This is a genomic window from Sideroxydans sp. CL21, assembly GCF_902459525.1.
Taxonomy (GTDB): Bacteria; Pseudomonadota; Gammaproteobacteria; order Burkholderiales; family Gallionellaceae; genus Sideroxyarcus.
Genome location: NZ_LR699166.1, coordinates 2,964,842 through 2,988,386, shown reverse-complemented (window position 1 = coordinate 2,988,386; position 23,545 = coordinate 2,964,842). Strand labels below are relative to the sequence as shown.

20 protein-coding genes are annotated in these 23,545 nt (G+C 54.3%); 10 read left to right on the top strand and 10 right to left on the bottom strand.

Annotated elements, in window-relative coordinates:
* Window positions 1–21 precede the first annotated feature (21 nt).
* A complete protein-coding gene (locus QOY30_RS14110) occupies window positions 22–1,104 on the top strand; it encodes an NADH:flavin oxidoreductase/NADH oxidase (protein ID WP_283745252.1) in 1,083 nt (360 codons plus the stop codon).
* Window positions 1,105–1,262: 158 nt separating this feature from the next.
* On the top strand, window positions 1,263–1,502 hold the full coding sequence (locus QOY30_RS14105; RefSeq protein ID WP_283745251.1) for a hypothetical protein: 240 nt from the start codon (window positions 1,263–1,265) through the stop codon (window positions 1,500–1,502).
* Window positions 1,503–1,563: 61 nt separating this feature from the next.
* Here the strand turns inward: QOY30_RS14105 and QOY30_RS14100 are convergent, their stop codons facing one another.
* Together QOY30_RS14100 and QOY30_RS14095 are read right to left on the bottom strand one after the other, a co-directional pair.
* Window positions 1,564–1,692, bottom strand: a complete 129-nt coding sequence (locus QOY30_RS14100) for a hypothetical protein (protein WP_283745250.1) — start codon at window positions 1,690–1,692, stop codon at window positions 1,564–1,566.
* Window positions 1,693–1,863: 171 nt separating this feature from the next.
* Window positions 1,864–2,106, bottom strand: a complete 243-nt coding sequence (locus QOY30_RS14095) for a VF530 family protein (RefSeq protein ID WP_283745249.1) — start codon at window positions 2,104–2,106, stop codon at window positions 1,864–1,866.
* A 73-nt stretch (window positions 2,107–2,179) separates the two neighbouring features.
* Between QOY30_RS14095 and QOY30_RS14090 the strand changes: the two genes are divergently transcribed.
* The 4 genes from QOY30_RS14090 (at window position 2,180) to QOY30_RS14075 (ending at window position 4,989) form a co-directional block, all read left to right on the top strand.
* Window positions 2,180–2,896 (top strand): rRNA pseudouridine synthase, encoded by a 717-nt coding sequence (locus QOY30_RS14090; protein ID WP_283745248.1) that lies wholly within the window; start codon window positions 2,180–2,182, stop codon window positions 2,894–2,896.
* Between the two features lie 15 nt (window positions 2,897–2,911).
* A complete protein-coding gene (locus QOY30_RS14085; RefSeq protein WP_283745247.1) occupies window positions 2,912–3,127 on the top strand; it encodes a DUF3820 family protein in 216 nt (71 codons plus the stop codon).
* Window positions 3,124–3,990 carry a PA4780 family RIO1-like protein kinase gene (locus QOY30_RS14080; protein WP_283745246.1) on the top strand — a complete coding sequence of 289 codons (867 nt, stop codon included), beginning with the start codon at window positions 3,124–3,126 and terminating at the stop codon, window positions 3,988–3,990. Before QOY30_RS14085 ends, QOY30_RS14080 begins: the two co-directional genes overlap by 4 nt.
* 93 nt (window positions 3,991–4,083) lie before the next feature.
* On the top strand, window positions 4,084–4,989 hold the full coding sequence (locus QOY30_RS14075) for a DMT family transporter (protein WP_283745245.1): 906 nt from the start codon (window positions 4,084–4,086) through the stop codon (window positions 4,987–4,989).
* 26 nt (window positions 4,990–5,015) lie between these two features.
* Here the strand turns inward: QOY30_RS14075 and QOY30_RS14070 are convergent, their stop codons facing one another.
* Both QOY30_RS14070 and ypfH read right to left on the bottom strand, forming a co-directional pair.
* Entirely contained in the window at window positions 5,016–6,614 is a 1,599-nt protein-coding gene (locus QOY30_RS14070; protein ID WP_283745244.1) for an MFS transporter, read from the bottom strand.
* Window positions 6,615–6,626: 12 nt separating this feature from the next.
* Window positions 6,627–7,304 (bottom strand): esterase, encoded by a 678-nt coding sequence (ypfH, locus tag QOY30_RS14065; RefSeq protein WP_283745243.1) that lies wholly within the window; start codon window positions 7,302–7,304, stop codon window positions 6,627–6,629.
* 593 nt (window positions 7,305–7,897) lie between these two features.
* Here ypfH and QOY30_RS14060 point away from each other — a divergent pair.
* From QOY30_RS14060 to QOY30_RS14050, 3 genes are all read left to right on the top strand, one after another.
* Window positions 7,898–10,915, top strand: coding sequence for a sensor domain-containing protein (locus QOY30_RS14060; protein ID WP_283745242.1), 3,018 nt, complete (start codon window positions 7,898–7,900; stop codon window positions 10,913–10,915).
* Between the two features lie 94 nt (window positions 10,916–11,009).
* Window positions 11,010–11,510: a GNAT family N-acetyltransferase gene (locus QOY30_RS14055; protein WP_283745241.1), complete on the top strand. Its 501-nt coding sequence runs from the start codon at window positions 11,010–11,012 to the stop codon at window positions 11,508–11,510.
* Window positions 11,511–11,596: 86 nt separating this feature from the next.
* Window positions 11,597–12,133, top strand: coding sequence for a M48 metallopeptidase family protein (locus QOY30_RS14050; RefSeq protein WP_283745240.1), 537 nt, complete (start codon window positions 11,597–11,599; stop codon window positions 12,131–12,133).
* A 368-nt stretch (window positions 12,134–12,501) separates the two neighbouring features.
* On the opposite strand, the gene QOY30_RS14045 is transcribed toward QOY30_RS14050, so the two are convergent.
* From QOY30_RS14045 to dbpA, 3 genes are all read right to left on the bottom strand, one after another.
* Window positions 12,502–15,147, bottom strand: coding sequence for a CHAT domain-containing tetratricopeptide repeat protein (locus QOY30_RS14045; RefSeq protein ID WP_283745239.1), 2,646 nt, complete (start codon window positions 15,145–15,147; stop codon window positions 12,502–12,504).
* 373 nt (window positions 15,148–15,520) lie between these two features.
* A complete protein-coding gene (locus QOY30_RS14040; RefSeq protein ID WP_283745238.1) occupies window positions 15,521–16,096 on the bottom strand; it encodes an SRPBCC family protein in 576 nt (191 codons plus the stop codon).
* Window positions 16,097–16,563: 467 nt separating this feature from the next.
* Window positions 16,564–17,988, bottom strand: coding sequence for an ATP-dependent RNA helicase DbpA (gene dbpA, locus QOY30_RS14035; protein WP_283745237.1), 1,425 nt, complete (start codon window positions 17,986–17,988; stop codon window positions 16,564–16,566).
* A gap of 316 nt (window positions 17,989–18,304) precedes the next feature.
* Between dbpA and QOY30_RS14030 the strand changes: the two genes are divergently transcribed.
* On the top strand, window positions 18,305–18,598 hold the full coding sequence (locus QOY30_RS14030; RefSeq protein ID WP_283745236.1) for a hypothetical protein: 294 nt from the start codon (window positions 18,305–18,307) through the stop codon (window positions 18,596–18,598).
* 104 nt (window positions 18,599–18,702) lie between these two features.
* On the opposite strand, the gene cphA is transcribed toward QOY30_RS14030, so the two are convergent.
* The 3 genes from cphA to QOY30_RS14020 are packed head-to-tail and all read right to left on the bottom strand — an operon-like array spanning window position 18,703 to window position 23,445.
* Entirely contained in the window at window positions 18,703–21,273 is a 2,571-nt protein-coding gene (cphA, locus tag QOY30_RS14025) for a cyanophycin synthetase (protein ID WP_283745235.1), read from the bottom strand.
* Complete coding sequence (locus QOY30_RS18150; protein WP_502958693.1) at window positions 21,273–21,941, bottom strand: Mur ligase family protein; 669 nt, start codon at window positions 21,939–21,941, stop codon at window positions 21,273–21,275. Before QOY30_RS18150 ends, cphA begins: the two co-directional genes overlap by 1 nt.
* Complete coding sequence (locus QOY30_RS14020) at window positions 21,865–23,445, bottom strand: cyanophycin synthetase family protein (protein WP_502958692.1); 1,581 nt, start codon at window positions 23,443–23,445, stop codon at window positions 21,865–21,867. The genes QOY30_RS18150 and QOY30_RS14020 overlap by 77 nt, the downstream gene beginning before the upstream one ends.
* Window positions 23,446–23,545: the final 100 nt, after the last annotated feature.

The window sequence follows — 23,545 nt, the reverse complement described above, 5'->3', positions numbered from 1 at the left end:
TTTCATTTTCCAGGAATTGACATGGCTCACCTGTTCGAACCCCTCAAGTTGCGAGGTATCGTCCTCTCCAGCCGCATCGGCATCCCGCCCATGTGCCAATACTCCGCCCATGACGGCATGGCGACCGACTGGCATTTCGTGCATTACGGCAGCCGCGCCGTGGGCGGTGCCGCGCTGATGATCGTCGAGGCGACGGCCGTGACACCGGAAGGGCGGATCAGCCTCGGGGATATGGGCATCTGGGATGACAGGCATATCGAACCTTTGTCGCGCATCGCACGCTTTGCACAGCAGCAGGGCTGCGTGGCCGCAATACAGTTGGCGCACGCCGGTCGCAAGGCAAGCGTCGGGCTGGGTTGGCAGGCGCAGAGCACACTGAGCGAGGCCGACGGAGGCTGGAAGACGGTGGCGCCGTCGCCTGTGGCTTTCGGCCCCGGTTATGCCGTACCGGGTGAACTCGATACGGCCGCTATTCCCGGGGTGATCGCGAATTTTGCGGCGGGTGCGCGCCGTGCATGCGAAGCCGGATTCCAGACAGCGGAGATCCATGCCGCACACGGCTACCTGCTGCACCAATTCCTGTCCCCGCTTTCCAACCAGCGCAAGGATGCCTACGGCGGCAGTTTCGAGAACCGTACCCGTCTGGTGCGTGAAGTGGTCGAGGCGGTCCGCGCGGAATGGCCCGAGCGACTTCCCCTGATGATCCGCCTGTCTGCGACCGACTGGGTCGACGGCGGCTGGAATGCGGACGAGACGGTCGAACTGTGCCGTATCCTGAAAGGACTGGGAGTCGATCTGGTGGACGTCTCATCCGCAGGCCTCGTGCCTACGGCGAAGATACCTGCCGGTCCGGGTTTTCAAACCGAATTTGCCGCGCGGGTGCGGCACGAAGCCGGTATCGCCACGGCTGCCGTCGGCCTGATCACCTCGCCGGCGCAGGCCGATCACATCATCCGTTCGGGGCAGGCCGATATCGTGCTGCTCGGCCGTGAGATCCTGCGCAACCCTTACTGGCCGCTGGCTGCCGCCCAGGCGTTGGGGCAGGAGGCTACCTGGCCGCACCAGTACCTGCGTGCCGCACCGCCCGGTTCAAAGGGGCGCTAGGCGATATTTTCTTGCCAGCATATCCGCGCTGAAATGTACGTTCGAGATTCAATCGGTCGTGAAGGATCATCCATGCAACGACCAATCAATATAAAATGCCGGCGTTGATCGCAGCATCAACGCATGTTTATTGGGTTTAACACACGGACAGGGAAAGCATGAACAAAGAAGAAATCACCAGCATCATCGAAAACGCGCTCAAGAGCGGCGACAAGACACCGGGAATATTCGATCTGGCCAAGATCATGGCCATCAAGGCGGAGATTCAATCCTGCACCACGGTCAATGCCGTACTGGGGTTGATCGAAGAGCACCGCGACCTGATCTCCAAGGCTTTCGGCCTGAGCGAGGATGTGATCGAAGAGACAGTGCAGAAGATCAGGGCGATAGAAGGCTGATTTCTATCACACTCAATCCGAGTTGGAACTCAAATCGGCTGAACGCAGAGGCACGGCTTTTTCAAGCCGGGGTGACGATCCGGAGCGCGAGCAGTTCGGCCAATTTATTTTCCAGTTCGTCTATAGGCTTGGGCTTGGCAAAGAGATATCCATGATATGTCTGGCATCCGCGCAGTTCTGCGGTTTCCACGCCTTCGGCAATCCAGGGATCGTGCGGTGGAGTTTCTGCCGGTCTATCCCCGTCGCGATCTCTTGCGATTAATGAGATATAGGCCTGTTGAGTACTGCTGAATTAATGCACAAGTCACCGCGTTAACAATAATGTCAGACGTAGCTTCGCCGGTGTTCAGGTGCCGCGCAGTTACGCCTTGATTGGAACGCTGACGTGCAGCAAATACAGTTCTTCCACCCGTTTTCGTGCCCACGGCGTCCTGCGCAAAAATTTCAAGCTGGATTTGATGCTGGGATCATGCGTAAAACAGCGCACCGGCACAGCCGCTGCCATCGCTTCCCAGCCCATGCTCTCGGATAGCCTGGTAACAATCATTTCAAGGGTAATGCCGTCCAGGTTCGGAAGATTGGCTGTTTTTTTATTGGTGTCCATGTGCTGATTTTACAGAGGTTGGGCAGACCTGAGCGTTTACAATGCGGTTTCCTGTTTTCACGCAGCAACACACATGAAAGAGCCGGTCCGTCTCGCCAAACGCCTTGCCGAATCAGTACCCTGTTCACGCCGTGAGGCCGAGCTTTATATCGCGGGAGGCTGGGTGACGGTGGACGGGCTGGTGGTGGAAGAACCGCAGTTCATGGTGTCGCAGCAGAAGGTCGAACTGCATCCCGAGGCGACTCTCGTTCCCGTTGCGCCGGTGACGATCCTGTTTCACCAAGCCGCCGATACGGACATGAGCATCAGCTCCGCTCAGCAACTGATTCGCGCAGAAACGCGTGCGCTTGAGGATCATTCCGGCATCCATTTGCTCAAGCAACACTTTGTCCGCTTGGTCCCGTGCGTGCCATTGGAGACGAATGCGAGCGGTTTGTCGGTATACACGCAAGACTATCGGGTGACGCGCAAGCTGACTGACGATGGTGCCACGATCGAGCAGGAATATGTCGTGGAAGTCGCGGGCGAATTGCCTGCCGAAGGGCTCAAGCTGCTCAACCACGGGCTCACTTTCAATGGCAAACCTTTGCCCCCGGTCAAAGTCAGCTGGCAAAATGAGACCAGGTTGCGCTTTGCGCTCAAGGGTGTGAAACCGGGCCAGATCGCGCATATGTGTAAAAGCGTCGGGCTGCAGGTGTCGTCCATGAAACGGATCCGGATCGGGCGCGTGTCCATGGCCAAATTGCAGGCAGGGCAATGGCGCTATCTGATGCCGTATGAACGGTTCTAGATCCGGCAGGCAACGATGAATACAGAACATCTGGAACTTTTGCTTACCCGCGTCATGCCTTATGGCAAGTACAAGGGCAGGGTGATTGCCGACTTGCCGGGGAATTACCTGAACTGGTTTGCGCGCAAAGGCTTTCCGCCCGGCGAGATCGGAAGACTGTTGGCGTTGATGCAGGAACTCGATCACAACGGCCTTTCGTCACTATTGAACCCACTTAGAAAGCGCGGATGAAGACACCGAAAAGACTGCAGGCACTGGTCGAGGATGGCCTGGTCGACGAGGTCGTCCGCCAGCTCATGAGCGGCAAGGAAGCCACGGTCTACGTGGTGCGCTGCGGCGATGAGGTTCGTTGCGCTAAAGTTTACAAGGAAGCCAACAAGCGCAGTTTTCGCCAGAGCACGGATTACACCGAAGGCCGCAAAGTCAAGAACAGCCGCCGTGCTCGCGCCATGGAAAAAGGCACCAGCTACGGGCGCAAAGCGCAGGAAGAAGCCTGGCAGAATGCCGAAGTGGATGCCCTGTACCGTCTTGCCGCCGCCGGAGTGCGCGTACCCAAACCGTACAACTTCCATGAAGGCGTGCTGCTGATGGAACTGCTGACGGATAGCGAAGGCAACGCCGCGCCCCGGCTCAACGATCTGGTGCTGACGGCTGAAGTGGCGCGCGAATACCACCGCATCCTGATCACGCAGGTGGTGCGCATGCTGTGTGCCGGGATCATTCACGGCGACCTGTCCGAATTCAACGTGCTGGTGGACAGTGTTGGCCCCGTCATCATCGATCTGCCCCAGGCGATCGACGCGGCTGCCAACAATCACGCCCATCAGATGCTGCTGCGGGATGTTGCGAACCTGGCCAATTACTTCGGTCAATTTGCCCCGGAACTGCTGACCACGGATTACGGCAACGAGATATGGTCGCTCTATCAGAGCAGCCAGCTTAGTCCGGAGAGTCTGCTGACGGGGCATTTTGAGCGCGTTGAGAAACCGGTGGACTTGAACAGTGTCATGCGCGAGATCAGTGACACGCTCAAGGAAGAGGAGGCGCGGCAGCTTGCGATTGCCATACGCTTGAGTCGGGAGCGCGCCGGATAGCATTTGTAACGCCATACCAGGCGATACCGGATGGTGCGAGCCACGGTCAGGTATCATGTATTTTTAACCGATTTTCTGCGCAATTAATATCTCATGTCGTCTTCCCATTCCCGTGAACGCTGGCTATTGCCGTTGGCTCTTTTTGTTCTTTCCGTCACCTGGGGATACACCTGGGTGCTGGCGAAGCAGGCGCTGACTTATGCGCCTCCCTTTGCTTTTGCGGCAGAGCGTTGTGTCGTGGGCGCGTTGGCTTTGCTGTTGGCGGTCAAACTCAAGGGCAAGCCTCTCAAATTGCAGGCTCCCGGCCCGACCCTTGCCATCGGGCTGGCGCAGGTGACGGGATTCATGCTGTTCCAGACCTGGGCGCTGGTGGAAGGCGGCCCGGGCAAGACCGCGGTGCTGATCTTTACCATGCCGATCTGGACGCTGCTCATCGCGTGGCCGGTTCTGGGAGAGCGCATCCGCGGCAAGCAGTGGCTGGCCGCCCTGAGTACGCTGACCGGCTTGCTGCTGATTATCGAGCCGTGGAACATGCACACCAGTCTGTTCAGCAAATTCCTGGGTGTGATGGCGGCATTGTGCTGGGCCATCGGCACCGTTCTGGTCAAGCGCCTGCGTTCGCGGCAAAAGGTCGACTTGCTTTCATTGACCACCTGGCAAATGCTGCTGGGATCGGTGCCGCTGGTGCTGCTGGCGCTTGTGATCCCGGAACGTGCCACGGACTGGTCGGCGGCCTATGTCGGCATCCTTGCCTTCATGTCCGTGATCAGCACAGCCATGGGCTGGTGGCTGTGGATCATCATCCTCGACCGGGTGCCTGCATGGGAAGCCAGCCTGTCGGTGCTTGGAACGCCGGTAGTGGCGATCATTTCTTCGCGTGTGATGATGGGAGAAGAATTCAAGTTGAGCGAAATGACGGGAATACTTCTCATTGGTTGCGGCCTGGCACTGTTGACCCTGGTTGGCTGGGCAGCCAGCCGCCGGAGCCAGAACAAATAGACCATGGTGACCGGCTGCCCGGGCGGTCAGTTCAGTGCAGCGACCATGTGCGTCACCTTGGGAAGTTCGCTGTCCAGATGGAACGAGCGTGCCTTTTCGGTCACTTCACGATCTGCCACCGTTGCCCGTTCATGCTGGCGCAAATGCTCCAGCCATGATTCGACCATGAAGCATTCCACCATCCGGTCCGGCTGTTCAGTGTCGCTGAACAGTTCCCACATGAAAGCGCCGTCGCGCCGCCTGATCCTGCGCACTTCCTGCATGAGGCTGCTGAATTCGGCAACTCTGGACAGATCGATGCGATATTCCACAGTCACCATGACCGGTCCCCGGTCACTTTCGACTTCTTCGATCGGCATCGGGGGCGGCCAGTGCACGGATAGCGAACGATCATCAGCGTCGTGCCGTCCGATGCGGTATTTCCATGTCGCGGCGATGCCGAGCAAGGCACCGGCAGCAGATGCCGTGAGTGCATAAGGAATTCCGATCCATGTCGCGACCTGGCCCCAAATCGCGCTGCCTGCCGCCATGCCGCCCGTGAAGACGACCCAGAAGAGCGCCAGGCCGCGTGCCCGTACCCAGCCCGGCAAGGCGGTCTGGGCGGCCGTCATCAATGACGATACGACGCAAATCCACGCAAGGCCCGTCAGCAGCATTGCTACTCCGGCCGCGAACACATTGCCGCTATGTGCCAGCGCCAGCATGGCGATGGCATAAAGCCCGGTGGCACCGGCCACGATCCTGTCGCGCGACAGGCGGGCAAGCAGACGGGGCAGCAGCAACGCACCGCCAATCGCGCCTATGCCCAGACAAGCCAGAAAGAGTCCGTAGGTGCTGGGACCCCGCTTGAGTTCCTGTCTCACGATCAGCGGCAGCAGGGCCCAGGAGGCGCTGGCGAATACAAAGAATGCGGCACCGCGGGTGAGCACCGCACGCAATTCGGGCGAATGGCGCGCATAGCGCAACCCGGCACGTATCGCTCCGATGACGCGTTCGGCAGGCAGCTCGCTTTGTTTTGGTGTGCGCTGCCATTTCAGCAACGCCGCAATGACGGCAAGAAAGGAGAGCGCGTTCAGAATGAAGACCACGCCCGACCCGGCAGCGGCAACGATCAATCCGGCCAGCGCCGGGCCGACGGAGCGGGAGAGGTTCATCCCTATCGTGTTCAAACCGATGGCTGCGGGCAGTTCCGGGCGCGCTACCAGTTCCGGCGTTATTGCCCCCCAAGCCGGCATCATCATCGCGGTGCCTATGCCCAGCGCGAAAGTGAAGGCCAGCAGGATCGGTGCGGTCGTGATCCCCGCCAGTGTGAGTACGCCCAGCGTACCTGCAGCAAACAGCATCCATATTTGCGATGCGATCAGGTAGCGACGCCGGTCGACAATGTCGGCCAGCGCTCCCGCCGGCAGTGCCAGCAGAAACACGGGGGCTGACGTGGCCGCCTGTACCAGCGCCACCATCAACGGAGTGGGCGAGAGCGAAGTCATGAGCCAGCCAGCCCCTACTTCGTGCATCCAGGTGCCGATATTGGAGACGACCGAAGCGATCCACAGCATGCGGAAGATCTTGTGCCGCAATGGCGCCCAGGGAGATATGGCTGTTGCGTTGACCGGATTGGTATTCATGATCGTTTTGCGTCAAATGCCTTCCAATGCCTTCTTCCAGCTGCGCAACGGGATGCAGGTCTGCAGGCGTTGAATGGCACAATTTGCGAGTACCGCGTTGATCTCGTGCCCCACAGTTGATGCGATATCCAGTGTGGCATCGCCGTCCAAATCCGTGAGTCTTGCAAAAGCAACCTCTGCATGAAAAACAGGAATCACCGGATCATTCTCCCCGTGCAGCAAGTGCAGGGTCGTCAATTCGGGCGCTTTTTCGGGAAGTTGCGCAAAGCGGCCCGAGAATGCAAGGACTCTGCCCACTCCGCCGTCATGAACGATGCTGAATTCCAGGGCCATGATCGCACCCTGGGAAAAACCGACCAGTGCCGTGTCCGACTGCAAAACGTTGAAGCGATCCTGGGATTGTTTCACCAGCGCATGCAGCCCCGGCATGGCCTCGGCGACCCGCGCTACCCGATTTGCTTCGGTCACACCTCTAATGGAGAACCATTGCCGACCGGGGCCGCCGCCATCGAGCGGATAAGTTCCTTCCGGAAGCAGGAACGCGGCATCTGGAAATACTTTTTTCAGTTTGCTCGACAGCGGCAGCAGATCGGAAGGTCTTGCACCGACACCATGCAACAAAATGAAGAGCTGCTTTGCGGTCCCGGTTTCGGGCAGCAACTCGATACCCTGAAAGGTTTGTTCAGTCACTTGTGTTCTCCAATGACCTGTTCAACAGATGTGCAAGTATGCCGGAAATTCAGGATTGAGAGACTGGATCGCATGTCAGACAGAGAATCTGGTGATTGGAATTTATAAGGATGGTGAAAACGACTCGACTCCGGTATATTTTTATTGAAAGAGTCGGCATTATTTTACTTGCCCCATGCTCTTTCAGTTCGTATTACTATGCAAATTCAACTTCACGAGGAGAATAGTCATGGCAAAAGGTCAGCAAAGAAAAAACAAGGAAGTAAAGAAGCCCAAAAAGAAACCGACTCCCGCTATCTGAGTTGTTGGTTCCTTGAATTGATCGCGGTTGCAGGCCGCCAAGGCTTGTTGTGTTGAAAATTCAAAATTCACGCGGCTTGATGATTTTGCGAATTGAAGGTGTATCAGCAAATTGCACCTGTTCAGTACTGAGCAGGGCCCTTGGCGGTTCGTATTTTGCCCATTACTGAAGGGAGAGGAACGCGGATTTTTGGTATTGAAAAATATTAAAGCTCGACCATATGCCAATGGTGCATTTCCCTGGACGAAATGACCAGTTTATATCGTAAACGTTTATCACGATCCGTATAAAAATGGCATTTATAAAAAAACGGCTGGACCAGTTTGTCAGACAGAGTTTTCTTCCGACGGATAATGCTGACTTGCGGCTCAAGAAAGTCGCATTAACATTGGTGCCGTTGATCATAGGGCCGGCGGCTTTCATCTGGGGGGTGATCTATTGCCTGTTGGGGCATTTTCTATCCGGTTCGATCCCTCTGTCCTACGCGATCATCTCCGCGATCAGTCTGACTTATTTCTTCAAGACCAAGGAAACGCAGTTTATTCAGTACAGCCAGCTGGTTTTGGTACTGCTGTTGCCGTTTCTTCTAATGTGGTCCCTGGGTGGATTTTCGGCAGGCAGCATGGTGATGATATGGGCGATTTTCGCGCCCGTTGCCGCACTCATGTTTACGGGCAAGAGAACCGCCATGATGTGGTTCCTCATGTACCTTGCGTTAATTCTGGTATCGGTACTTATTGACGATTACGTATCTGGAAATGTACCCCAATTGCCCGATTGGGTCAGGCATGTTTTCTACCTCTTGAACCTGGGATGCGGATCCGCAGGGCTTTACATGCTTCTGTTGTTCGCCTTCAGTGAAGAGAAAAAATTAAACGAAATCAATCTGCGCATAGCTGCGTCAGCCTTTGAGTCGGATGAGGGAATCCTGGTCACAAATGCAAGCAACGAAATTCTGCGCGTGAACCGGGCTTTCAGCGCCATCACCGGTTTCGCCGCCGAAGAAGCTGTGGGGCAGGATCCGAATATACTCAATTCAGGCAGACACAACGCTGATTTCTTTTCCTCCATGTGGGATGCCATCTCTAAAAATGGCACGTGGGAAGGGGATATCTGGAACCGGCGAAAAGACGGGGGAGATTTTCCGGCGCACGTCATTATCACCGCGATTAAAGACAGCGATGGCAAGGTCACGAATTATGTTGGCACATTCAGCGATATTACCGAACGCACACAGTCTGAAGCAAAACTGAATGATGCGCATCAGAAAATGGCATCTCTGCTCAATTCGATGGCAGAGGGGGCATACGGTGTCGACTTGAATGGATACTGTACATTTGTGAACCAATCGTTTTTGCGTATTCTCGGTTACCAAAGCGCAGATGAAGTCGTCGGCAAACATATACATGGACTTATCCATCATTCACATGCCGATGGAAGCCCCTATCCCTCACGGGAATGCAAGATGTACAAAGCCTATCGCCAAAATCTGAACATACGGGTTGACGACGAGGTGTTCTGGTCTAAAGACGGCGTTCCCATACCCGTTGAATACTGGTCACAACCTATCAAGAGTGAAAATGTCATACAGGGTGCGATAGCCACTTTCATTGATATCACCGAGCGCAAGCGTGCAGAAGAGAATCTTCGTATTACCGCCAGTGTGTTCGATATCAGTCAGGAAGGGATATTCATCACCGATGCTGAAAATATTATCATCGATGTCAATCCGGCCTTCAGTCTTATTACGGGCTACAGAAGCGAAGAGGTGATTGGCAAGAACCCCAAGCTGCTCAGTTCAGGGAATCAAGGCAAAGAATTTTATGAAGCAATGTGGCAAGACCTGAAGATGAACAAGTCTTGGCGCGGCGAGATTTGGAACCGGCGCAAGAATGGGGAAATCTATCCCGAGATTTTATCGATTTCCGTCCTGTGCGACGCTGAGGGCAAGGTTCTGCGGCATGTTGCGGTTTTTTCCGATATCAGCAACCTCAAGGAACATGAAGCAGAACTGAATCGTATTGCTCATTTTGACTCTCTGACGGGAATTCCCAATCGAATTATGCTGGCTGATCGGATGAAGCAAGCCATCGCCCAGACATCACGCGAACAAAACATGATGGCCCTTTGCTACCTTGATCTCGATGGATTCAAGCCCATCAATGACACCTTGGGGCATCAGGCGGGAGATGAAGTATTGGTCGAGATTGCCAGGCGCATTGGCAACACCATACGCGGGGGAGATACAAGTGCACGTTTGGGTGGGGATGAATTCGTGATCTTGCTGCTGGGGCTGAGCAAGGGCGAAGAATGCGTGGCAACGCTGGAACGCTTGCTTGCTTCCATCTCTCAACCTATCCTGGTCAAAGACAGGTCTGTTTCGGTCAGTGCCAGTATCGGGGTCAGTATCTATCCAATGGACGACGAGGACCCGGACACGCTGTTGCGGCATGCTGATCAAGCCATGTATATCGCCAAGCAATCCGGCAAAAATCGGTTCCATATCTACGATGTTTCTCTGGATCGGCGTGCCCGGGATCAGAATGAATTCCTGAAAAGTATCCGCCATGCGCTGGAACATAACCAATTTGAATTGCATTACCAACCCAAGATCAACCTGCGGACCAAAGAATTGGTGGGGGTGGAAGGTCTGATCCGTTGGCGGCATCCTGAGCGTGGGCTGCTTTCCCCTGCCGAATTTATGCGCTACATCGAAAATACCGGCCTCGACATCGAGATCGGGCAATGGGTGACTGCTACCGCTCTCGACCAAATCGATCAATGGCGAAAACAGGGAATCGACATCGAGATCAGCATCAACATCTCCGGCTACCACCTGGAGTTCCCGGGGTTCGTCGAGAAACTGAAGGAACAGCTCGGACGCTATCCCGATATGCCGTTCGGCAAGCTGCAGATCGAAGTGCTCGAAACGGTGGCGTTGAATGACATCAATATCGTTCGGGAAATCATTGGTGCATGCCATGAATTAGGGGTTGGGTTTGCGCTGGATGATTTTGGGACGGGCTATTCTTCGCTGAGTTACTTGAGCGGACTGCCGGTGGACGTACTCAAGATAGACCAATCATTCGTGCGGGATATGCTTGAGGACAAGGGCGACAGAGCCATTGTTCAGGGCATTATTGCGTTGGCGCAGGCTTTTGAGAGACAGACCGTGGCTGAGGGAATAGAAACTGACGCGCAATACCAAATGTTGCTTGATATGGGATGTGAGTTGGGACAAGGTTATGCCATCGCTCGTCCGATGATGGCAAGTGAGATAGTGAATTGGCGAGCAACCCGTGGCAACTAGCAATGCGTGTTACGGGCGGACCGATCGGACGTTTAATATGCTTATCGTTCGAATCTGCCATATGAACCGCAGTTATGCGGCGGAAAAATAAGTCATGACAAAAATCGAGGCAGGCATTGGTCTCGCATCCGAAAACGACCTGGGCGGTATTGTCGCCCTCCAGGCGGAAAACCAACCCGACCGCGGGGGCACGCTTTCCACCTGTCTCCCGTATTCAAGAATCGACGTGATGATGCGCGAGATGCCGTTGATCGTTGCGCGCCGCGGTGATCGCATTACGGGTTATCTCATGACCAGCACACGCGCAATGAACGCTGATGTTCCCATCATCAACGCAATGCTCGCCGCGTATCCGGGCACGGCCGATGCCTATGTCTATGGCCCGATCTGCGTGAGTGCCGAAGAACGCGGCAAAGGACTCGCACAAGCGATGTTCTCGGAGTTGCGGCGCCTGGTGCCGGGGCGCGAGGGCATTCTCTTTATCCGGCGCGATAACCCGGCATCACTGCGCGCCCACGAAAAAATGGGCATGCGCGAAGTCGCCGGCTTCATGTTTGGCGGAAGCGAACTTGCCGTTCTTTCCTATATCGGGTGAGGCTGTCCAGCTTTGCAAAAAGCGCCAGCTCTGCTTCGTGCAATAACCAGAAAAGATTCCCTGTATTCCTCCCGGAGAATTAGTTCATGCGCCCGAAGCCGCCACCGAATTATCTAGCAGGCTATCCAGTCGCACTGGCCGCCCAGGTTCGACTGTTGATCGAGCAAGATCGACTGGCTGAGCTGTTGCGGCAGAAATATCCGCTGGCGCACGACGTACGCACGGACAAGGCGCTTTATGACTACGTTTCAGAAATCAAAAACAAATATCTGCGCAACGCAGGACAACTGAGCAAGGTTGCGTTTGACAGCAAGCTGCATGTCATCAGCAATGCACTTGGCATCCATACCAGCATCTCGCGGGTGCATGGGACCAACCTCAAGGCCAAACGCGAGATACGCATTGCGACGGTGTTCAGGGAAATGCCGCTGGCGTTTTTGCGCATGATCGTGGTGCACGAACTGGCGCACATGAAGGAACGTCAGCATGATAAGGCGTTCTACCAACTCTGCCAGCGTATGGAACCGGATTATCCGCAACTGGAATTCGATTTGCGGGCTTATCTGACTTACCTTGATGCGGGAGGCACAAAGCTATGGGGCGGGGTTGGTGCAGTTTTATAAGGCCTGATGTAACTGGATAAAACGAAATTTAAGTCACAGAAAAAATGGTTGAATCGAGGAGGAGTGATCCGCTGGGAATTGAGTTGCCCAAAGTAGACGGTCGCGACCTGCGGGAATTAACCCGTTGCTGTCTGCGACGACCGGCCGCTATCGGGCAGTGAATGCAATGCTGACCTTCTCTTCTCAATCTAAAGCAGACCGTCAAGAGGATTTCAATGAAGGCACACTTCTCGGCCTTAGCAGACCGTCGCTTCAGTTCGGATTGAGCTAACTATGAGCGTCCGCTATGTGTCATGCTGCTAGCGGACAATAATATTACCCAACTGAGAGAGAGCATTTCATACCTGAATTGGAACGTATTCAATTTGTCACATTAGGAGGCTATGACACTGAAACATGCCCAAGACATAGGTACTTCTAAAAGGGTATTGAGCATTGGCATGCTGCAAGTTTGTGGAGTGCTTGTGTCTTAATTCTTCATCTGGGATTCTATTCAATAAGGAAATAGCAGCCTCTCTATTTAATTCATACAAGTCAGTTAGCGCAAGTGCAAATGTCTGAGCGATGTCATGTTGATTTTGAAGTCGTGTATAAAACAGCGAAGAAAATATATAGCCGACTATTTCTGCCTCATTCCATTGAGTGCCTACGACTGTACATTGTCGGTTGAGCAAAAATACTGAAGAAAGACCGACCCTTTCATTTGTGGTAAATGTCTTGTAATGGTTTCTTTCACTCGTGGTCCCGGTATTGCATCCATTCAACACAACTAAAGAAAACTGTAGATTCGAGCTTGCTCTCTGTATTGATTCGAGATCAATACCATTTTTTCCCAATTCGTTCGAAGTTGACACAAAAAGTGGATCGGTAAAATTATTGGCTGGCATGCTGTGTGAGGCCAAATGCAGTATGGACGAAATATTGGCAGGTGAATTATCAAAATCAATATTTGTTAACCGGAGATCGATTTCTGAAAAACTTTGATCACCAAAAACATCTGTGATATTCGTTTTTTCCGCCTGTGCTAATTTCAAATTATCTTCGCTATTAAATACAAAAAGTATCGAATTCCTAGAATTCAAATTCGGCTTCCCTTCTTTAAGTGCTGGGGTGGTTCTAAACTTAAGCGCACCTTGCTTTATGCGCTTACGAAGAATATCGCTACGAATTATGGATGAGAAAATTGGTAGCCCTTCTGATAAATAATCAGGAATATATACAAGTTCAGAAAAATTACACGATTCAAGAATTGATAATATCTTCAAACCAGTTGGACTTAAGCTTGTTTCCAGTTCCATTTGTCGTTTAATAAAATCGTTTCTGGAAATCTCCCTTCTTTGATAAAGATATAAGGACTTAAAGTATTCAAATGAGGAAGTTCTAGAAAGACTAAAACGGTAATAGCGGTCATTTACAACAAGTGTTAAAAGACAAGCTTCATCATTGACGGATGAAAAAAGAAAAGCTACGCCAGAAGATAAACGCTTAGTAATTGTGGCAACAACGTGGTTAAACGCGGCATTCTTAAATGGCAAGTGGATATCATATGCCTCACATAATTCAGATGTTAGTTCATTAAATTCAGACCAAGGCCGACTCAAGTCGAACTGCTGCACTTGGAATTGTTGCTCTGGAGTTTGAGCATCCCAGTTAATGGTTTCAAACGGGTCGTCATATTTCTCTCTGAACCCTTGTGAAAATGGTGCGCCGTGTCGAATAACAGCCTCCTTCTTATTTAGTAACTCTTCTTTCTTTGCATCGGGAATTTCACCTGACTGTAATACGGTGTCTATCCAATCGAATAGAGTAAGCCAGTCAACTAAACCATTGCTGCTGCACAATACGAGTGCATTTAGTACATTATTCGAGGGACCTGAATCCTCAATTTCATTTAACAAGCCTTCTAAACGGTTAACGTATTTTTCACGAATACCCCGTCTGTAATGTAGTCGTTGATAACGATCAATTTGATGTTGGATATCAGTGCATGCTTCATTGAGACATTCAATAGCCTGCTGGTGGTTCTGAGTTCTAAAATATGACTTTGCTAAGGATAGCCAAGCTTCGGTCCGTGTTTCAGGATTGCAATCATGGAGATTTTCTCGGAGTAAAGGTTGTAGATGTATAAGGGACGCTGTGTCACCTAGTTCGCGGTAACAAATTAGAAGATTTGTCCTGATCTGCGCAACGCGAAAATAATCTTCTATGCCTAGCGCATCGTTGACTAGTGTCAGATATATTTCTTTTGCAGTTAAATAGTCTTTCATTCGCATCTTAACAAATGCCGCATTTGCTCTTAGTCGAAATGATGGGGGGGTTCCGAGTTTTTGGTTGATGGAAAAACATTTTGTAAATTCAGCATCTGCGCATGGAACATCATTTTCCAGAAGCGCAACAATGCCCTGTGTTTCTAATACTATTAGTTGTGAATGAATGAGATTATGCTTCTGAGAGATTTCTTGAGCATCAGATATTGCACGATATCCAGCTTGGTATGCAGATGTCTCTGCAAAATTCACTGCTGCTGTACATAATGTTTCAATAGCATCCTCATGCTTTCCAAGCTTTTGGTAGAAGCGCGATATTTTTGCAAGATAACTCTGAATTTCATCAAGAGCTATATGTTTCGACGAGAATAATTGAAGGAAATTTTTGGAAATCGATTTTCCGGCAAGGTATTGCTGATGTCTTGAACAAAAATCTATCCCTTCTGCAAATATAGCCTTTGCGGTTGAAATTTCGTTGGAGTGGATGGCGGCAGCTATGCTTGTATTGAAATTATTTGCCAATAAAACTGAGCGCTGCCTATTACTTGCGTATTTTTCGAACACAGCACGATTAATCGTACAAATACGACTAATGTCGATAGCCTGTTTGTCTACAGCCTTTATCAACATATCATCGAGACGATCAAATAGGGATAGGCAGTTATGTTTCTTTAGTAATTGGATAACATAATTTGAGTAACTTGCATCTGGCAGATGAAGAAGCTCTTCGATAGTTTGGATTTGCATGAGGTTGAGTGTCCTTTTCTCTTCATGTGCATAATACTGTAGCAATGACCGCTGGTCACGAAGCTGCATTAGCACCACATTAACAGCAAGCCACAAAGTGGACGCTCATATTTGGCCCAATCCGGCTGAGGTGACAGTCCGCTACGGCCGAGGAGTACTCATTGGCAGTTGCGGCCTCGACCTTCCGCTCCTGGCACGGTGCGGAAGAAAATGAGTGGCGGCTTCACGCCCTGCGAATTCTCGATCTCGACTGACTCAAAGCGGCTGGCTTATGACTTTGTATTGCTTTCAACATCATCGAATGGCGTTATTTTGGCCAATTTCCACCTGTACAACTGCCCAACTCAAATCAACCGGTCCCGAGTCGATAAAGTCAGTTGGTCAAGGCAATCAATGATGATTTCCGCTTTAAAATCTCATCGCGAATTTCTTGAAATTGTTCACGAGTTTCATGCTCAATGAAATGCCTCCCTGCTATCGGTGGCAACCAATGTCCAGGGATGCTCTCTGTGTGAAAAATAATCCTGGTACTTCCATTTTCATCCACTAATTGCGTTGTACCTTCCATCTTTTGCATATTTCCGCTGATCATGTGGGACTGAATCTTGTCGAGTGGTGTTAGCAATATTTCGCGTGTCGACTCAAACGGAAAATCTATAGGCCCATAACTCGCAGAACCTCGTTGAAATATTTTCTGCACGAATCCGGACGTGCTAATCACTTTGCTTTCTTTCAGATTGGAGACAAAACTGGACATATGTTCGAAATCAGTAAGCACTTCCCAAACCTGCTGGCGAGTTGCCAAGACAACAAGACTAAGGTCAACAATCACAGTTTCTCCTGTGATTTGCACCTTTACTTCAATATTCTCATTTGGAAGGGGGGCAGCAAGTGCAGCCTTCAAGAACAGCACTGCTCCCATGATGAGCAGAAATCTGAATGTTTTCATTGCTACACTCATGTAAATAAACTGCTCATGAGTGGGCCTAAATACATTACCGGCATTCGCCATATCGTCGCTGCCAAAGAAATGGCTGAAGGAATAAATGAGCTTAGCAATTTGTTTTTGATCATGACGCTCTCCTTAGTAAGGCGAAACGAATAAATCCATGCCATTACTTAAGCAGATTGCGTGCCGCAAGATATTTGTTTATTAAAACATATGGTTGCAACTATCGCTGATCGTGGCTGTGAATTTGCCGCACTAAAACTTTGCACTCCGGGAGCATTGCGCACCACTTGGTTGCGTCGACAGCTTATTTTTTGAAATTCCCTAAATACAAACCAGGAAGCCACAGTGATAGGTTCTTGCTGGCTGAACACGAAAGTCCACTCATGGTTTTCGCGGTCATCCTTTGCCAACTTTAGAAGTGATGTATTGACGCTGTCTGTCCGGGTGGCAAAGCGCTTCCACAATCAGTCTTCCAGCGCCCGCACCTTTACTGTCTTGCCCTTCACTTTGCCCGCCGACAATCTCTTCACCGCCTCGCGGGCGATGTCGCGAGCGACGGCAACGTAGGTGGACATATCGGTTACGGTGATCTTGCCGACTTGTTCGCGGGTGAAGCCGGCTTCGCCGGTCAAGGCGCCAAGCACGTCGCCGGGACGGATCTTTTCCTTGCGGCCACCGAGTATTTGCAGCGTGACCATGGGTGGTACCAGCGGTCCTTTCTTTTCGTTCAGCAGCGTATCCATCGTGTGCCATTCGGGTGCTATGCCCATCATCCTGGCGATGTTGGCAACGCGGGGCATGTCGGCGGCGGTGCACAGGCTCAGCGCCCAACCTTCCTCGTCGGCGCGGCCGGTGCGGCCGATGCGGTGGATGTGGATCTCGGGATCGGGCGTGACATCGACGTTGATGACCGCTTCCAGCTGGGCGATGTCCAGGCCGCGTGCGGCCACATCGGTTGCCACCAGCACCGAACAGCTGCGGTTGGCGAACTGGATGAGTACCTGGTCGCGCTCGCGTTGTTCCATGTCGCCGTTCAGCGTCAGCGCGTGTATGCCCTTGGCATGCAGGATGTCCACCAGGTCGCGGCATTGCTGCTTGGTGTTGCAGAAGGCCAGCGTGCTGACCGGGCGGTAGTGCTTGAGCAGGATGGAGACGGCCTGCAGACGGTCCTCATGCTTGATCTCGTAGAAGCGCTGGCGAATCTTGCTGCCTTCATGTTGTTCCAGCAGCTTCACTTCTTGCGGGTTGATCATAAACTTTTGCGCGAGCTTGGCGATGCCTTCGGGATAGGTCGCCGAGAACAGCAGGGTCTGGCGCCGCGTCGGGCATTGCTTCACCACGAAAGAGATATCGTCGTAGAAACCCATGTCCAGCATGCGGTCCGCCTCGTCCAGGACCAGCGTATTGAGCGCATCCAGTTTCAGGTTGCCGCGTTCGATGTGATCCATGATGCGACCCGGCGTGCCGACGACAATGTGCGCGCCGTGTTCCAGACTGTCAGCCTGCGGGCGCATGGTGCTGCCGCCGACCAGCGCCAGAATTTTGATGTTGTCCACAAAGCGCGCCAGACGACGCATCTCTTGCGTCACCTGATCGGCCAGCTCTCGCGTCGGACACAACACCATGGCCTGCACGCCAAAGTGGCGAGGATTGAGTTTGGTGAGCAGCGGCAGCGCGAACGCAGCGGTCTTGCCGCTGCCGGTCTTGGCCTGGGCGATGAGGTCGTGCCCGGCCAGTGTGATCGGCAGACTGGCCGCCTGGATGGGTGTCATCGTCCGGTATTCGAGTTGCTCCAATGTCGCCAGCATGGCGGGCGACAGCGGCAGTTCATTGAAAGAACGTCCGGTGGTGTGGGCTGCGGGGGAGGAGGGGGGGCTGGTTTTGATCATGCGTAATTATCCTCGCTTGCGTTGCGGTATGGCCGGAAAGTTGAATTGATTTCAGATCTGCACTGGTGATTCCCTTTGACAGAGCGAGTCTGGACTATGCCGAAGCCTATATCTTTTGGCCTATATTCTCCAAAATGCATTGGTGCTAGATTGTTGCCCAGTCTGTCCAATGAACTTCATGCCGGTGAACCTGTGAGGCACCAAAGGTCGGGCGAATGGTGATTGAGCGCATCCGGTGGGTTGGACAATCACCGTGTTTGCATTGCGGTTGCAACCGCTTTGCAGGTTAGTCAAGCAAACTCAAAAAGGAGTGATCATGGCTATCAAGATTACCGTTCCTAAAGCGCCTCGTGCGCCCGTTTTGCCACCGGACATGACCCCCTGTTTTACCTTGATTCAGGATCAATTCCCAAAGATTGGCGAAAAGATAGCGCTGATGTGGGGATCCGTCCTGTTGCAGCAGTATCTCAGCAAGATCATCTTCGATGAGCGCGGTGGGCGACAGGGATTTCCGATGCCGGTTGTTTCTGCCTTGATGCGACTCTACGACTACCACGGTACGCTGTTGCCCGAACCGAAAGCGGGAGATGACTGGGAGCACGTTGTATAGCTGCGATCAACGCGGAAGATCGATGACAACGCGTCTCGGTTACTGCCGCAACGTCCGGCCTAACTTCCGGATATGTTCAAGCCCGAAAATGGGGCGGAGTGAATTCAACCGCCAGCCATGCGTTTGGCAATGTGTGCCAATGCCTCGTCAACCTGGTCGATCAGGACCAGGCATAAATCCCCCGCTTTCAAGCGCGCCAACGCGGTGTCGATCGCCAGGAACTCGCCCGTGATCTCATCAATGTGTTTCGCGCGTTTCGCGTCGGCCAATCCGCGGCGCAGCAAAGCCAGCACTTCGCCGTTTTCTCGCCCGCGCTGGCACTGGTCCTGATACAGGATGATCTCGTCGAACACATCGCCCAGGATTTCCGTCTGGCGGATGATATCGGCATCGCGCCGGTCGCCCGCGCCGCTGATCACCACCACGCGCTTGCTTGCCGGAATGCTTTCGATGGCCGGCACCAGTGCGTGGATCGCATCGGGGTTGTGACCATAATCGGCGATGACGCTTGCGCCGCGATAATCGAAGAAATTGAACCTGCCCGGAGCGGTTTGCGCATCGTTGATGAACGAAGCCAGACCGGCATGTATCGTTTCCCACTCGACTTTCAAGGCCCAGGTGGCGGCCACCACCGCCATCGCATTCTCGATCTGGAAACCTATCGTCCCGTTGCGCGTCAGGGGAATGGAGGAAAGCGGGATACGATGTTCATCGGTTTTATGTGCGGCCACGATGTGATCGTCGGCAACGTAGACCACGCGATGTCCCTGCGCCCTGCGTGTGGCAATGACCGGATGATACCGGTCACGGGCAAAGAAGGTCACGCTGCCGGGACAGGCATCCGCCATCTGCACGCACATCGGATCGGCGGCATTGAGTACTGCCGTCCCATGCGGCGCGACGTTCTGCACGACCACACGTTTGACGACAGCAAGGTCTTCCACGGTGCTGATGTAGTTCAGTCCCAGATGATCGCCCATGCCGATGTTGGTGACCACGGCGACATCACAGATATCGAACGCCAGGCCTTCGCGCAAAACGCCGCCGCGCGCCGTTTCCAGTACTGCCGCATCGACATCAGGGTGCAGCAACACGTTGCGGGCGCTCTTGGGGCCGCTGCAGTCCCCGGTGTCTATGCGCTTTCCCTCGATGTACACGCCATCCGAATTGGTCATGCCGACGCGCAAACCGTTGCAGCCGAGAATATGGGCGATCAGGCGCACAGTCGTGGTCTTGCCGTTGGTTCCGGCCACCGTCACCAGCGGGATGCGGCCTGTCTCGCCGTGGGTGAACATCGTCGAAATGATCGCTTCCCCCACCGCACGTCCTTTGCCAAAAGAAGGCTGCAGGTGCATGCGCAATCCGGGCGCCGCATTCACTTCAATGATGCCGCCTCCCTGTTCCTGCAGCGAATGCAGCACGCTGTCGCACACCACATCGACACCGCACACGTCCAGTCCGATCATCTGTGCCGCAGCGACCGCGCTGGCCGCCAGTTCCGGGTGGACATCGTCGGTGACATCGGTGGCGGAACCGCCGGTGCTGAGGTTGGCGTTATTGCGCAATTGGACACGGGTGCCCTTGTCGGGTACGGAATCGGCCCGCAGGTCTTGTGCCTCAAGACAGGCCAGGGCGATCTCGTCGAAACTGATCCTGGTCAATGAAGTGGCATGCCCGACGCCGCGGCGCGGATCCTTGTTTACTTGCTCTACCAATTCACGCACGCTGTGCACGCCATCGCCGATCACCTGCGGCGGTTCGCGGCGCGCTGCGGCAACCACACGGTCACCCACGACCAGCAAACGGAAATCGCTGCCGGGAATGAAGCGTTCCACCAATATCTCCGAACTGATTTCGGAAGCCGCGACATAGGCGCGATCGAGATCCTCGCGGCTGACGATATTGACCGTCACGCCTTTGCCCTGATTGCCGTCCAGCGGCTTGACCACCACGGGCGCGGCGATCTCGCACAATGCAGCCCATGCGTCTTCCGCACTCGTCACCGGGCGGCCATTGGGAACGGGAACGCCGGCCGCATCGAGCAATTTCTTGGTCAATTCCTTATCCTGGGCGATCATTTCGGCGATCGCGCCGCTACGGTCGGTTTCGGCGGCCTGGATGCGCCGTTGCTTGCTGCCCCAGCCGAATTGAACCAGGCTGCCCCGGGTCAGGCGCCGGAAAGGAATGCCGCGTGCCACGGCAGCCTGGACGATAGACCCGGTGCTGGGACCCAGTCGTTCATCTTCATCGAGTTCGCGCAATTCAGCCAACGCTGCAGCCAGATCGAATCCCGTGTTGTGCAGCGCGGCCTGGCATAACTGTTCCGCCAGAGCGAACGCTTTACGGCCTACCGACTCTTCGCTGTACTCGACCACCACTTGATACACGCCGGGTTCGAGTGTGGACTTGATCCGGCTGAAAGTGACCGGACACCCGGCCTGTGTCTGCAAGCCCAATGCGGCCAGTTGCAGCACATGGGCCAGCGGTACGGCAGCTTTGTGCCCGGCCAGCTGCAGCGAGGCGATCTCGGGGAACAGCGTGCGAAAGCGCTGTTCGAAGCCACTGATCCTGGCGATGTCCTGTTCTGCCTCGCTGCAGGTCACGATGGCTTCGATGGAGGTATGCCGACTCCACAAGTTCGGGCCGCGCAGCGCGCGAATGCGTGAGATATCCATTAAGCGATATCCTTTATACTTTTCTGTTCCACTTCGAATGTCGCCAATCCCGCGCGGATCAGCCCCGGCATGATATTGAGCGACCAGGCCGCCGCCACGGCTGCCAGAACGCTGTCTATCTGTACGGTGTCGCGGTTGTTCTCCAACAAGGGCACATGCTCGAGCTTGATCAATGCCGTGCGGTCGGCGCCGGCAACCAGCATGATGGAACCGTCATGCAACATGACCGTTCTCCCGCCCCGTTGCAGGTGGGATGCGACGAGTTCGGAATCGGCATACCGGGTAAAGTACATGACTTCGCCATCGCAATATTCCGCCATTTTCGCCACCAGTGGATCGTCGGCATTCAGCACCGCCACTCCATCGGATAGCACCACATCCACCTGGGTGCGCAGCACATTGCAAACCTGCTCGGGCGTCTCGATATAGAACTTGCCGAAATGCCGGACGGGATCGATATTGGTGATGATACCGACCTGGCAGCGGTCATAGCCCAGGCCCTCGGCTAGGATCGTGTCGCTGCCATTCTCGATCACGGCGGCCTCGACGCTTCGGTTCAACAGCACCTTCTGCGCAGAGACCCAGTTTGAGCTATCCCGCTTGTCGATCAGGCGTTGTGCGAAATAGAGGCCCTGGTCGCAAGCGAGTCCGACATAGTCTCCGCGCAAATGCAGCAACCTTGCAATGATGCGTGCCGCCAGGCTCTTGCCGTCGGTACCGCAGATGCCAATCACCGGGATGCGGCCGCTCTCTCCCTCTGCGAACAGGTTGTCGACGATGGCCTTGCCCACCGGTCTCGCTTGTCCCTGGGCCGGCTTCAGGTGCATGAGCAGGCTCGGGCCCGCGTTGACCTCGACGATTGCCGCGCCTTGTTCGGCGAGGGGGGCGGGAAATATCCTGCGCAACCAGATCGATTCCGGCAATGTCCAGCCCGACGATACGCGCTGCAAGCGCAACCGTAGCAGCGACTTCCGGATGCACTTCATCGGTCACGTCGAATGCCACATTGCCATTGCGCTGGACCAGCACCTGCTTTCCCTGCGGAGGGATCGAATCGGCGTCAAAGCCCTGCCGTTCAAGCTCGAAACGAATCGACGGATTTTCATCCGGCAGCAACACATCGAGCGGGAATTCCTCGCCTGCTCCGCGGCGCGGATCGTTATTGAGTTGGGAGTCGATAAGCTGGCGTATCGTCGAGCGGCCATCCGCCACCAGTGAAACTGCTTCACCGCGCGCCGCAGCCGCCAAACGACCGCCCACCACCAGCAGGCGGTGTTCGTTGCCGCGTATGAAACGCTCGACGATCACCTCGCTGCCTTCCGCATCGGCGAGGTGATAGGCTGCCTCGACCTCTGCGCGCGACATCAGGTCGGTGGAGACGCCGCGCCCATGGTTGCCGTCACTCGGTTTGACCACCACCGGCACACCAATGTCTTCGGCCGCATCCCATGCGTCTGCAGGACTGTCCACGATACGGCCTTCCGGAACAGGTACGCCGCATGCGCTCAACAAGCTCTTGGTGAGATCCTTGTCCTTGGAGATGCCCTCGGCAATGGCGCTGGTCTGATTGGTCTCTGCTGTCCATATTCTGCGCTGGCGCACGCCATATCCCAGCTGAACCAGATTGCCTTCGGTCAGGCGAATCGAGGGAATGCCGCGCTCGGTCGCTGCATCCACGATGCAGGAGGTGCTCGGCCCGAGGCACAGCGCATCAACCATCTCATGCAAGTGGTCAATGGCGGCTTTGACATCGAACGGTTTGTCGTGCATCGCGGCCAGCACCAGATCGCGAGCGGCATGCAGGGCGGCGCGGGTCACCTGCTCGTTGCGCGAACGTACCACCACTTTGTAGATCCCGCGCACTCCGGTACTGCGCGCCTTGCCGAAACCGCTTTGCATCCCCGCCAGGTTCTGCAATTCGATGGTGACATGTTCGAGAATGTGCCCCGGCCAGGTGCCTTCACGCAGCCGTTCCAGAAACCCGCCGCGCTCCCCGATGCCGCACCGGTGCTCGATCAGTGTGGGTATCCATTCGGTCAGTCGCTCGTAAAAACCGGGAATGGTGTTGGAAGGCGAGTCTTCCAGAATGCCGATATCCAGCCAGACTTCCAGTACCGGACGATACGTCCAAATGTTAGGTCCGCGCAGCGGCAAAATCTTGAGAAACTCCATCAATCTGTCCTGATGATTTGCAGTGGGTTGAAGCCGCATCGATGGGCGCCATACAACTGCGCACTCGAAAGGGGTTCAGTTTACAGAGGCTTGGCAGTTT